The organism is Lacticaseibacillus camelliae DSM 22697 = JCM 13995 (assembly GCF_001311195.1).
Lineage (GTDB): Bacteria > Bacillota > Bacilli > Lactobacillales > Lactobacillaceae > Lacticaseibacillus > Lacticaseibacillus camelliae.
This window is the reverse complement of record NZ_BBAJ01000062.1, coordinates 1-13,165: the sequence shown is the minus strand read 5'-3', so window position 1 is coordinate 13,165 and position 13,165 is coordinate 1. Positions and strand designations below refer to the sequence as shown.

General features: G+C 49.5%; 10 protein-coding genes and 2 pseudogenes. 3 read left to right on the top strand and 9 right to left on the bottom strand.

Features of this window, described 5'->3' with window-relative positions:
- Positions 1-390 precede the first annotated feature (390 nt).
- The 3 genes and pseudogenes from JCM13995_RS10270 (at position 391) to JCM13995_RS10260 (ending at position 3,254) form a co-directional block, all read left to right on the top strand.
- Complete coding sequence (locus tag JCM13995_RS10270) at positions 391-1,275, top strand: hypothetical protein (protein WP_054665309.1); 885 nt, start codon at positions 391-393, stop codon at positions 1,273-1,275.
- A gap of 241 nt (positions 1,276-1,516) precedes the next feature.
- Positions 1,517-2,196, top strand: a pseudogene (locus JCM13995_RS10265) (IspD/TarI family cytidylyltransferase).
- Positions 2,197-2,205: 9 nt separating this feature from the next.
- A pseudogene (locus JCM13995_RS10260) lies at positions 2,206-3,254 on the top strand (NAD-dependent epimerase/dehydratase family protein).
- A 57-nt stretch (positions 3,255-3,311) separates the two neighbouring features.
- Here JCM13995_RS10260 and rfbB read toward each other — a convergent pair.
- From rfbB to JCM13995_RS10215, 9 genes are all read right to left on the bottom strand, one after another.
- Positions 3,312-4,313, bottom strand: coding sequence for a dTDP-glucose 4,6-dehydratase (gene rfbB, locus JCM13995_RS10255; protein ID WP_054665305.1), 1,002 nt, complete (start codon positions 4,311-4,313; stop codon positions 3,312-3,314).
- A 59-nt stretch (positions 4,314-4,372) separates the two neighbouring features.
- Positions 4,373-5,650, bottom strand: coding sequence for a glycerophosphodiester phosphodiesterase (locus JCM13995_RS10250; protein WP_054665302.1), 1,278 nt, complete (start codon positions 5,648-5,650; stop codon positions 4,373-4,375).
- Between the two features lie 101 nt (positions 5,651-5,751).
- Complete coding sequence (locus JCM13995_RS10245) at positions 5,752-6,021, bottom strand: hypothetical protein (RefSeq protein WP_054665299.1); 270 nt, start codon at positions 6,019-6,021, stop codon at positions 5,752-5,754.
- Positions 6,022-6,259: 238 nt separating this feature from the next.
- Complete coding sequence (locus JCM13995_RS10240; RefSeq protein WP_054665296.1) at positions 6,260-6,850, bottom strand: glycoside hydrolase family 73 protein; 591 nt, start codon at positions 6,848-6,850, stop codon at positions 6,260-6,262.
- An 11-nt stretch (positions 6,851-6,861) separates the two neighbouring features.
- A complete protein-coding gene (locus tag JCM13995_RS10235) occupies positions 6,862-8,811 on the bottom strand; it encodes a peptidoglycan recognition protein family protein (protein WP_054665290.1) in 1,950 nt (649 codons plus the stop codon).
- A 377-nt stretch (positions 8,812-9,188) separates the two neighbouring features.
- The gene (locus JCM13995_RS10230; protein WP_054665287.1) at positions 9,189-9,860 is read right to left on the bottom strand and encodes a hypothetical protein; all 672 of its coding nucleotides are present in this window, start codon (positions 9,858-9,860) and stop codon (positions 9,189-9,191) included.
- On the bottom strand, positions 9,847-11,319 hold the full coding sequence (locus JCM13995_RS10225) for a GH25 family lysozyme (protein WP_156314441.1): 1,473 nt from the start codon (positions 11,317-11,319) through the stop codon (positions 9,847-9,849). Before JCM13995_RS10225 ends, JCM13995_RS10230 begins: the two co-directional genes overlap by 14 nt.
- Before the next feature lie 415 nt (positions 11,320-11,734).
- Entirely contained in the window at positions 11,735-12,178 is a 444-nt protein-coding gene (locus JCM13995_RS10220) for a GtrA family protein (RefSeq protein WP_156314440.1), read from the bottom strand.
- Entirely contained in the window at positions 12,175-12,912 is a 738-nt protein-coding gene (locus JCM13995_RS10215; RefSeq protein WP_156314439.1) for a hypothetical protein, read from the bottom strand. The genes JCM13995_RS10220 and JCM13995_RS10215 overlap by 4 nt, the downstream gene beginning before the upstream one ends.
- Between the last annotated feature and the right edge of the window lie 253 nt (positions 12,913-13,165).

Sequence of the window (13,165 nt, the reverse complement as noted above, 5' to 3'; positions counted from 1 at the left end):
AAGGCCCTGCGCTTCTCACGCAGTCTTCATCGCCAAACCGATCGGAAGGCTCAGCATGCCTGGTCAACCCTAAACAACAGGTCGGATCGCCAGGAAGTTTCCGGGTGGTTCTGACGAGGTTGTTCCTTCCTCGCCCTCCCATCATCCGAGACCATTCTCTCACAGAAAGAAAGCGCTGTCAATAAATTGATTGTCTCGATCTTGTAAATTATTTTAAGATTAATTCACATGACTATTTTACGTGTTCAATATTCTCGGTGCGTTAATGAAGATTACCTTTAATTAAGGCAGTTTTGCAAATGCTTGTTAAGATCATCTCAAGCGTATTTTTTTTCATTATGTCTGACCCGGGTGTAAACTGACGCCATCAAAGTGAAGGAAGTGTTCTTCATGACTGAAACTAGTGGCTTTTTGCAGGTTGAGGGCTGGGTCATGAACGGGCTCAACCGTTACATGATCGACCCGGCAGGCGACACCGTCCGTCTACCGCTGCTAGTCCTTTACGCTGACCGCTTTTGGAATCGCAATGGCGTGCCCTTGGCCCTCAGCAGCCAACCGATCAGCGTCGAATTCACAGCGGCGCTGGCCCACCAGAAACACGTTTGGACCCTGGGTGAAAGGATCCGCGTCTCCGGTCAAGTCGCGGCCATCAACGTCACTCGGGCCTCACAGCAAAAAGCAGTGCAACGGGTGCGCCAGCGCATTGTCACCCTTGACCGTAACGAACTTGCACATTTTTGGACTGGGATGCTGAGACGTGACGACCAACTCGCGCGCGTCACTAATTTCCGCAACCAGTACCTCGCAGGGAAGATTGGCCTGAACAGGTTGCAAAATGAGGAAAATCGGATTTTCAGCCGCGAACGCCACGTCTGGTTAGTGCAACTGGCAATCGTTCACGACAAGCAGCTCGCGATTCGCCGGCAAGCCGCACCAACGCTACTGGCAAACAGCCGCCCGGCCTATTTATTGAAAAATTCTTCTTTGCTCTCGCACGCTGTCAGCGGTCGGGCGCGCGTGGCGTGGCTGGAGGCCCCAAACCACTCAGCCCGCGGTGGGGTAAGATCCGTATTTCGGGCCACCCCTCGCCAGCCGGTGGTCGAGCGCAAGCTGATCAAGGACCAATACAATCGAGCCGAATTGCTGGTCCCACTCGAGCGGTTCCGCAAAAACTGGTTGAAAGCAGGTCGGCCAGTTGACTGGCTACCAGCGTGCCAGCTGATCTGCGGGACAAGCAGGCGGAATGGCTCGAGTACGAGGCCAATAAGAGGGTGAAGGTTTAACTTCTGACACGATCACCTGCGAATCGGATCAAACCAACCTCGTGTGATTTGGTGACCAGAGCACTGACGCTTTTCAAACATTCGGTTACGACTGGCTGCATGATTGGTCTGTCTCCTGAGAAAAACCCGCGGATAGGGTATAATAATAGACGTTAAACTGATTGTTATCACCCAATTCAGGAGGTCATCACGTGAATATTGCAGTCATTATCGCCGGCGGTTCCGGCCACCGCATGGGCCAAGAAATCCCCAAGCAATTTATCAACGTCTACGACAAGCCAGTACTGATCTACACGCTAGAGAGCTTTCAGAAGCACCCGCAGATCGATGCCATCGAAGTGGTTTGCATCGACGGCTGGCAAAACGTGGTTCAGGCTTACGCCAAGCAGTTCAATATCACTAAACTCAAGTGGATCGTCACCGGTGGCAATAGTGGCCAGGAGTCGATTCGCAACGGCGTTTATAACCTCGAAGATAAGGCTTCAGCTGACGACACCATTATCATCCATGACGGGGTGCGGCCACTGGTCGACGATGAAGTGCTCACGGATGTCATCGTGAAGTGCCAGCAGTATGGCAATGCAGTCACCTCAATGCCTTACAACGAACAGATCTTCGTCATCGATAAGGATGACCCTTCCACTACGACGCAGTACATCCCCCGCGAGACGCTGCGCCGGGTTTCAACGCCTCAGCCTACAAGTTCAAGACGCTCGACGACCGCTATCACGAGGCATTTGAGAAGAACATTGGAATCGAGGGCTCAAACTACACCAACACCATGATGGTTCAGCTCGGTGAAAAGCTCCACTTCGCTGCGGGCTCTGATATGAACATTAAACTGACAACAAAAGAAAATCTGGAAATGTTCAAAGCTTACCTCAACCTCGACAAAGACACCTGGTTAAAGTAGGAGGGCGCAATGCTTGATCATTCACTCTACCGCGAGGACGTGGACGCTGTCACGGGACTAGCGCTGCCTTGGCAAAAGCTGGCAAATAAATCAATTCTCATCACTGGCGCCAGCGGTTTGATTGGCAGTTTTCTGGTTGATGTACTCATGCAGAAAAATTTGCATGAGAATCTCAATCTGCAAGTCTTTGCACTAGGACGCAGCGAAGAACACGCCAAAGCTAAGTTTGGTGCCTACTGGGCCGATCCCCGGTTCACGTTTGTCAGCCACGACGTCAACAAGCCCATGACCGATTTAGCCCTTGGCCAAGTGGACTTCGTTTTACACCTTGCAAGCAACACGCATCCACGGGCCTATGCCACTGATCCCATCGGGACGATTACCGCCAACATCATTGGCACCCAGAACCTGCTTGATTTCGCCGTTGCCCATCACAGCGAACGCTTCGCCTTTGCCTCGTCTAACGAGATCTACGGCGAAAACCGAGGCGATGTCGACCTGTTTGATGAAGACTATTGTGGCTATCTGAACTCCAATACTTTACGCGCGGGTTACCCTGAGTCAAAGCGCGCCGGCGAAGCGCTATGTCAAGCCTACAAGACGCAAAAAGGGCTGGATGTCGTCATCCCTCGCCTCACCCGCACTTATGGCCCAACAATGGCCAGCTCAGACTCAAAGGCCATTGCTCAGTTTCTGGAAAACGGCCTTACCAAGCAGAATATCGTCTTAAAGAGCAAAGGGACGCAACTTTATTCGTTCACCTATGTTCCGATGCCGTCTCTGGTCTGCTTACCGTACTGCTCCAAGGTCTCAGCGGCGAGGCATATAACATTGCGGATCTTGACTCAAACGTCACCCTTCGTGACCTCGCTCAAACCATTGCCGACGCAGCAGGGACAAAGGTCGTTTTCGATTTGCCAGACGCAACCGAAAAAGCCGGCTTCAGCAAGGCCACAAAGGCTTTACTGGACCCGGCAAAACTACAGGCTTTAGGCTGGCATGCTCAGTTCGGCATGACAACTGGGATCGCTCACACATTGAAGATCCTCGCAAAGTAGGCTCATGTTTTCTAACAACGGTACCGGTCAGCAAATGGCCGGTGCCGTTTTTCTGTACTACTGATCATGCTGCGCGTACCGCGCCTCCACTGCCCGCTTTTGATTCTGCCACCAGTCGCAATGCTGTTGATACCAGTCAATCGTCTGCGCTAACCCACCCTTAAAGTCTGTGTGCAAAGGTGTCCATCCCAGTTCACGCCGAATTTTAGACGCATCGATTGCGTAGCGTGCGTCATGGCCAGGCCGATCAGCAACGTAGTCAAAGGCATCACTGGGTTGCCCCATCAACTGCAACAACGTTTCGACCACCTCAAGGTTGGAATGCTGCTCATCTGCGCCAATCAGGTAGGTTTCACCAATGTGGCCACGGGTGATGATTGCCCAAATTGCACGTGAATGGTCCTCAACATGGATCCAGTCGCGAACATTTTTGCCACTGCCATACAATTTTGGCCTGCGTCCGCTCAAAATGTTGGTGATCTGCCGCGGAATGAACTTCTCGATGTGCTGGTACGGGCCATAGTTATTCGAACAATTGGAAATAGTGGCCCGAACGTGAAACGAGCGCACCCAGCCCTGAACCAACATATCGCTGGCGGCCTTCGTTGCCGAGTAGGGACTTGAAGGCGCATAACGGCTGCTGGTCGTAAATTTGGCTGACTTCGGCTCCAGCGGCAACTGACCGTATACTTCATCAGTAGAAACATGATGGAACCGAACTTGATACTTTCGCGCCGCCTCAAGCAGTGTGTATGTCCCAATCACGTTACTCTGTAAAAACTCCTTGGGGTGAACTAAGGCGTTATCGTTGTGACTTTCTGCGGCAAAATGGACACAAACATCGGTCTGACTCATCAAGGTATCGACCAGGCTTTCGTCGGTAATATCCCCCACGACCAGCCTCACACGCGCTTTTAGTAAGCCTGTCAAGTTCACCCGATTGCCCGCGTAGGTCAGCTTATCAAGAATCGTGATGGCAACGTCCGGATGGTTTATATAGACATACCGAACAAAGTTGGCGCCAATAAAGCCTGCCCCACCGGTAATCAACAGTTTCATTATGCCTTACCTCCTCATGGCTCAGTCGGCGGAACCGCATGAATGTTTATCTCCCACTGTCACTGAATACTTAGTTGGCTGGGTGTTACAGAATCGGATTCAATGTATGTAACCCCTTCGGCCTTAAGTTCAGAAGCACGATCAACGTTGTTCACCCCATAAACATGCACCGGAATACCATCTTTTGTGGCTTCTGCAATGATTGCCGGCGTAACTTGGGTGTCGGCAATTGTCAGCAGTGAGTGCTGGTATGTGCGCAGTTCAGCCAAAGTCTGCCTAATGCCGGCTTGAGCAGAGTATAGCCAAGTTATCCTGGCATCTGGATATCTGGTCATAAAAGTCTTCCGAAGAGTCGCATTCGACAGGACGAAGAATGAACTGGCGTAAATATTATCAGCCTTTAGTTTAGCCACCACATGATCGGTAAAAGCCTGATCTGCCCAGTTTTCCTTAGAGCCATCTAAGTTCACAAACAATCCGTCTGCTGCCGCTGCATCGATGGCTTGATCAAAGGTTGGGACTCGGAGTGTTTGCCCCACAAGTGCTGGATAACCTGAGACATTCAGTGTAGTTGCTTCAACCTGTGCTAATGTCAGACTCGCGACTTTGCCCGTTCCATTTGTCGTGCGATCAATCGTGTCATCGTGCATCAGGACATACTGATGATCTTTGGTTTCTCGAATGTCCATCTCAACTATGCCGTAACCGGCATCCTTTGCAGCAGTGATCGCCGCAAGAGAATTTTCAGGCGCCACCGCATGGTCCCCGCGATGCGCAGACATGGCAAACCCAGGCGCCACATGAACAGCATTAGCAGATAAAGCGGCCGCGTTGACATACCCAAGCCAATGCCCGGCCTGATATACCGAGTAATAGGTCCCCCCGTTCAAATGGTGGTACATGCCATTGATGGTGACCGCTTGGCCGATATAAGCACTGGTATTCTTAACATTCCCGGAAAAAAGCCGCGGCCAAAATGGGTACCCCACCTTTGCCACAATCATCGTTTCGTGGTGGGCCAGCCATGCGCCTTGCGCACTGCCGACGGTTTTCACCGCGCGTGCATCGAGATAGCCCACCCACTGAATTTTTTCATTGTATAAAGAATAATAGGTTTGGCCATCTGTGGGCTTATATTCACCTGTTACGTGAAAGGTTTGTTGGTATAAGTTCTTCGCGTCAGTGTGTAAGCCAGCAAAATTTTTCATCAATGGATACGCAGAATTAGTCACTGTTGCGTAAAAATTTGTCTTAAGCCAGTTGCCTTGGGGCCCAGCCACCACCTTGGTGGCGACCTGATTGATGTACCCTTGCCATTGTCCATCGCTGGTGTACAAGGAAAGATAAGTGGCCCCATTGGCCGCACGATAGTATCCCGTGGCATGGTAAGTCTGCTGATAGTGCGCCGAACTGCTGCTGTTCTGGCTACCGAAAAAGCTTAGCCAAAGGGGATAACCTTTTTTTTGATCAGGCTCACATATTTATTTGTCCTGTGCCAAAGGCCCTGCATCCCTGGCGCCACAGTGGTCGCGCGCGAGTTGACATAGCCGTACCATTTGCCTGCGGTAGTATAGAGCGAATAATAATGGCTGCCGTTACTATGGTCATATCGACCCTTTGCAAGAAATGTCTGGTCGATCAGCGCCCGCGTTGACTGTTTCTTGCGCCAAGTAAAGCTGCTGTATGTGTTGTAATTCTTGCTGATCACCGTGACGTAATGACCATCCGCGTGATATGAGCCTGTGGTTTGGCCGCCCCCATACCCGCTATTCCTAGTGCAATCAGAAGTGGAACCAACCATGTCCGAGTATTTTTATTCATAAATGAAATGACTCACTTTCTTTATCGATACGCCTAGGTTCTATTATAGCCATCCAGCTCAAACAAAAAGAAGAACCGTCGTGACGATTCTTCTCCTCAATTAGAGGCCAGAGTGACTGCAATCATCACTCGTAGTCCAAGGCCGTTAAATTGTATTTGGTGATCAGGTTTTTCAAAGCGGTCCCGTAAGCAGGATTCGTTGCCCACGAGCCTAAACCGTTCACAGCGGTTAAGCCATTTTGGGCATTTTCTCGCCATGTGCCTTGATAGGTATCACCTGTGCGGATCTTCGCTGCGTAGTCGGTCGCGGAGTCCGTAAGAGAATTGTACTTCCTGAACGTACCAGGCAGTTGAACGGTTTGACCGTCAACCACCTCAGGCGAGGTCACGGTTGTCGTGGCGCCTGTCCAGCCACTGCCGGCCTTGATGCCAAAATAATTGTCCGCCTGCTGCGACAACGCACTCGTGCCCCAGCCTGTCTCTTCAATAGCTTGCGCAGCCATTACAGAGGCATAAAGGTTATTTTTGTCGGCCACAGGGACTACCGCCGCCGTTACTTGAGAAAGAAATGACTGTTGAGCTGGCGTCAAGTGACTGGTCTGAAGCTGGCCACCACTGACAGTTAAGGTGCCGGCTTTCGCGTTCAGATAGCCCAGCCACTTACCGCTGGTGGTGTAAACCGAGTAGTAAACCGCGCCGTTCACGTGGTGATACATGCCATTGATTTTCAGTGAAGCATGGCCTTTAGAACTGATTCCATGAGCAAAGCTGAAGGAGGACCAGATAGTGTAGTTTGGACTGACTCCCTGAAGAAAGCCGCCTTGCGCTTGCCATGGGCCTGAGGGTTGTTAGAGACGGTCACAGCATCCGGCTTAACGTAGCCGAGCCACTGCCCATTTTGACGGTACAGGGACAGATAAAGGCTACCATCAAAGGCGTGATACTCACCAGTAGCTTTAAACGTATTCCCGTATTCGGAATTCGTCGTCGTTGCAGGCTGACCAGTCCATCCCTGATACAACGGCTGATTGTTCTGAGTGAGGGTGACATACTTGTCTGCCTTCAACCAGACACCTTGTGGACCGGCAGCGTTGGAGACCCCGTTGGCATTGATATAGCCTTGCCAAGCGCCAGTGGCATCGTACAGCGACAGGTAAGTACCGCCATTGAGGTGATGGTACTCGCCGGTCACATGATAGGTCTTGTCATAAAGATTGCTGATTGGCTGCTTAACGTGCCAATCAAAACCGGAGTATACCGAATAGCCGGTATGCGTGACCGTGACATAGCGATCCGCCGAGATCTTCGCACCCTGCGCGGAGGTCACAACCGTCCCAGCGTTGGCATTTACGTAGCCAATCCACTTGCCTTTGGCATCCGTTACTGAGTAGTATACCGAACCGTTCGCATGATGGTACATTCCAGTCACTGTCAACGCTGCATACTTGCCAGTGCTGGTGCCGCGTTTGAAGTCAAACGATGACCAAATAGTGTAATTCTTGCTGGTCAAATTCAGGTAACCGTTCTTCTTCTGCCAAGCCCCCTGAGCGCCTTTCGCAACGCTGACGCTTTCAGGCTTGACGTAACCCAGCCATTGGCCATTTTGGCGATAAACCGACAGATACCGCACCCCTGCGAAGGTGTGGTACTGACCTGCCACCTTGAAGGTCTGGCCCACTTCGGCCGTGGTGCTGCCAGACGCCTGACCGGAAAAGTCACGGTAAATCGGCTGGTCGGCCTGTGTGAATGTCGCATACTCAGATGCCTTCATCCATGCGCCTTGCGTCCCCGGGGCCTTAGCAACGCCATTGGCATTGATGTAACCTTGCCAGGCACCATTTTGATCATATAACGACAAATAGGTACTACCGTTCTTATGGTGATACAGCCCGGTCACGTGATAGGTATTTTGATACAAATTACTGATGGGTTGCTTAATCTTCCACCCAAAGTTCGAGTAAACAGGATAGCCCGTGTGGGTCACGGTTACATACTCATCCGCGGCCACTTTCTTACCCTGAAGCGGTCCACGCGGCGCAGGCATCGATGGATCATTGGCATAAATTTTGACCAGATCCAGGAATTCGTTCAGTGAATAATGCCACTTTTTCAAGTAGCCATCCGGATCAGTATGATCGGTACCACCCAAATAATGAGACACATCGGCATGTGTCCACAGACCGCCCAGTCCGTAGTTATAACGTGCCAACGTCAGCGGGATTCCGTAATACTTTGCAAGGTATGCAGTGTACCACGCCGCGTTATTGATAGATTTCGCAAAGGCCGTGCGATTCTTGGCTGTCACCAGTTCAAACTGAACAAACCGCGCATTGGCCTTAGGGCCTGCGCCCCAGCACCCATAGTCAGTATCATGAATGTTCAAGATTGTTTTGTCATCAATGAACGTATGGACAAAGGCCGTCTGCCAACCGTAGTTAATTTCGTAGTCGGCGCCTTCTCTAGCAAGATAACTGTCCTTATCGTCAGTTTGGTGAAAAACGATCCCGTTTGGTAAGCCATCCGACGTCTTGTAAGGAAAAATCTCAAACTTGTGTAGTTCCTTCGTGATGGCCGGTGTTTGAAATCCCTGCTGGGCAATGTATGTGTTGATTGACGACTGCACGTGCAACTGACCCGTGGTGATTCGCGCCGCCGCGACATCAACCGGCTGCTGCATCGCCACCTCTGCAGTAAGAACCGAAGAGGCAATAAACACACTCCCCCAGAACACCTTGGACCTTGATATACTCATTATTCCAACCCACCCCATTTTCCAATCCTAAAAATTGCTATAAATTTAAAGCTTTATTGTAATACTATCCACTTAAATAACATGAATCAACCCTACCGCCGAATTGACACACATTCGAAATATTATCGATAAAAAAAGACAACCCCGTTAGCCTTAGCCAACAAAACTGTCCTACAGATGTGAGATGGTTCTTATTCGGTTGTAAATAGCACATCCGGGCCAGTCGTCCTGCCATCTTAATGATGAGAACAGGTTGAACAGTGATCTACAGAAGCAGCGTTTGCGCCTTCTAATAGTCACTATTATCGAACGACTTCAACCCCATTTGCATTCATGTAGCCGTACCAAGCACCGCTGTTGTCATAGAGCGAAAGGTAGGTGCTGCCATTGAAGTGATAATATTTCCCCGTCGACTTGAAGGTCCGACCATACACAGAACTACCGGTATGACGCACGGACCAGTTCCAATTAGAATACAAAGGATAACCAACATGCGTCACCTTCACGCGGCGATTATCTGCGAACCATGGTCCTTGCTGGCCACTACCGACCTCGACAGCGTTGGCATTGATCCATCCGGCCCATATCCCATTGACATCGTAAAGTGACAGATACGTGCCGCCGTTAATATGATGATAAATCCCCGTGGAGTGGAACGTTTGATGATAAACCGAACTGCCAGTATGGATGATGGCCCAATTCCAAGAACTATACAGCGGATAGCCAGTATGAGTCACCGTGACATATCGATTATCAGGCTGCTTCGGCCCTGCAGCCGTGGTTTGAAAGCTTCCTGCCTTCGCATTCAGGTAACCTTTCCAGGCGCCTGTGTTAGGATCGTAAACCGAGTAGTAGACAGAACCGTTAGCGTGGTGGTACATGCCGTTGACGCGAAGATACTTGCCCTTGGTGGTTTTAACACCTTTGGTAAAATTGAAGCTGGACCAAATCGTGTCAGCACTAGAATTCGCCATCAAATAGCCTGATTTTGCTTGCCAAAGCCCTTGCTGGCCACTGGCGACCGAGACAGCGTTCGCATTGACATAACCCATCCAAGCACCAATGCCATTGTAAAGCGACAGATAAGTCGCCCCATTGAAATGATGATAGATGCCTGTCGAATGATAGGTGTTCTGATAAACGCTGCTGCCTGAATGTCTCACATCCCAAGCAAAACTGCTGTAAAGCGGGTACACTGTGGGTAAAGGTCACATACCGATCATCGGCGAAATGAACGCCTTGCTGGCCCCCCGAAACGTCCACGCCTTTTACGTTAATGTACCCCTGCCAACGGCCGCCATTATCATAAAGAGACAGGTATGTACTTCCATTTTGGTGATGGTATTGGCCAGTGGCGTGGTATGTTTTGTGATAAACGTTACTGATTGGCTGCTTCACAGTCCAATTAAAATCGCTGTACAGCGGATAGCCAGTGTGAGTGACCGTGACATACTGATTATCGGCGATCCACGGTCCTTGTGCCGCCACGGTACTTGACCCTTTCAGCAAGCCTTGATAGTCATGCGAGACATCAACCATTCCACTGGTCGAACCACCTGGGATCTGCGCGCTGCTGGAGAACTGCCATGCCCCATAACTGGTGTCCCAAAGTGAACTGGCGCTTGGCGTGTCTGGATACTGTGCGTACCAGGTTTTGGCACTTCCAACACTGGCAATGGCGGTTGCGCTTTCGGCATAACCACCACCGGTGTAGACGCCATGATTCCTGTAACCCGCCGCGTTCAGGGCTGACCAATAGTTCGTCAAATCCGCTGCCGGCACAGAATTTTCTTCGATATCCGCAAAAATCAAAGTAGCCTTACTCAGGCCCAAGCCTTCCATCGCAGACGCAGTATATCTCGCTTCCGCTTGCGCCTGGCTAGCTGAGGTGAACCGAATATAATCATAAACATCGACCTTCAGTCCCGCGGCTTTCGCATAAGCAATTTGAGTCTTAGCAGCTGAGTTCGTATAACTACTGCCCTCAGTTACCTTGACGATCACCGTACTAACGCCAAGACGTTTTAGCTTGGTAAAGTCTGCCTGCGTCATCCAGTCCTGATAAGACGAGACGTCAACAGCATCAACCCTGGGAATACTGCTTGAGCCGATTTGAACGGTGGCAACTGTGGCATCAGTCAAAATGATCTCCTGAGTCCGGCCCGTCTTCATGCGATCCGCTGTTGCGACCTGCTGAGCCACTTTGACCCATTCCGACACACTTGCTTCAGGCATACTAGCAGGCATCCGCAAATAGTGGAGGCTGCTTGTTGACCCACTCGAATCGATACTGGCCTTTAACGCTTCGTCTGTCAGCACCCCACCCATGGTGTGATTTTGACTATCATTTTGCTGATTATTGGCGTGCATATTCAAGTCAAACACCGATAGTGTCTTCTCGACACCTGCACCGGCGTCTGTGACGGTGGTCATAGTGCTGGTGTCAGCCTGAACAGGCTGCCCAATAAGAAATCCAGCCGCTACCAATAAAAAAAAGACCGGCTAATTTCATGTCCATCCGTCTTACCTGCTTGAGATCGTTATTCAAAGTTATTCTCTCCCTCGAATTGCACGTAAAAATACAACTGACTAGATTTTAAATCATACACGTGTATTCAAGTAAAGTGTTATATTATTCACGATTGTGATTAAACGGTAACATAAAACCAGTCATAAGCCCTTGGTTCTCATCAGCGAGCTTCAGCATGCACAAGAAATGATCTATTCATCATAAAGGTTCGTACACTTCATTATCCATAAAAGCTACCTAATAATTCCATCCTTTTTTTTGATCCTTTTAGCTTTCAGCCGGCTGGAATAGCCTTGTGAATCTTGCAAAGCAGTATGCCTAGTTATCCGTCGGCTTATTCTTAAAGATGACAAACTTACTGAAAGCATAATTAGCGACGACAATCGCAAACTGTGTCAGCAGCTTTGACAGTCCCTCTCCCATCCCAAGAATCGTGATAAAAAGAAACATGAAGCCATAGTCTATCCCTAGACTCAGCACCCGCGCAAAAATAAACTTTGAGAATTCCCATAACAGTGCCTTTATGGTGCCCGTATGAGAATTAAAAACCCAGAGTTTGTTCGTGACAAATGCGAAAAGTACCGAAAGAACCCAGGCAACAAAATTGGCGATCCACCAACTCATTCCCGCGTGAGTCGCCACCACGAATGTCACAATATTAACAAGTGTTGTCAGCCCACCAAAAAAAAGACGTAGGTAAAGATGTCCCACAACTTTTTTTCGTTCAAGCCACGCCTTGCCTCTTGATATCAGTGTTTTCACTTTTTCTCCTCAATCTGTTGACGGTATTCAGCATAATCTGGCGTCTGTGGAAAAATGACCTTAATCCGTTTCGGAATATGGTAAAAATTCTTGAATCGCGCGTTCCAAGTTGGTTCGTTGGTACTAGTTTTCCACACAAACTGCTTATTCGGTAAATCTGGCAATCTAAGAACCTTTTGGTTTGTCTCAATTGCTCGATCAATCATCCGTTGTCGATTAATCTGCCCGTAATATGAATAAGAAAAAGTGAGAAGATAGAATAACATTGCAGTCAGTGCAACACTATTACCAAGTGTACCAAGCATCGGCTGCCAATGGGGCTTGCGCTCGGCCACTGCAAGCAGCAGCAAAAGCTCAAGCAGTACCCAAAAAATAAAGGTCCCATAAAACGACCGCGGTCCTATTGGATCAGCCATCAGCAAGGGCGCTGAAACGGCACCAATTGAAATCGTAACAATCAAACCGAGCCGCAGCTTGACCCCCTCTAGACACTTAAAGATGAGTTCAAGTAAGGCCAGAAAATACACGATCGTGAAAGCAATCAACAGATAGCCGGTTAAAACAGCAGATCCAAATTGCATCTTGCCGTAGAAAAATAGAACATAGACGGGGTATGCGCTGACCAGCCACCAACTGATCCAATCCTTATATGATTTGGTGTCCTTCTTGCCCAGAAAAAGGGCACCCAAGGTAAATGCAACAAGTAGCAGTAACCACGCATAATTCGTAAACATGTTGGGAATCATGACACTGTAAATTTTTTTGAACCAAGTAAGTGAAACTGAACGAAATTTTCTTATAGCCATCCGTATTTTCCGCGGCGTTCATATATGCAGGATTAATGAACATCAGCAGAGCACCAATCAGACTCGTCGCAAGGACCATCCAATGCCATGGCGCCACGTGCTCATGAGCAATTAAAGCATCCAAGATAAGACCCACACTGAAAAGCACCATAAAGATTGTTATATTCTCGCTAAAAAAATT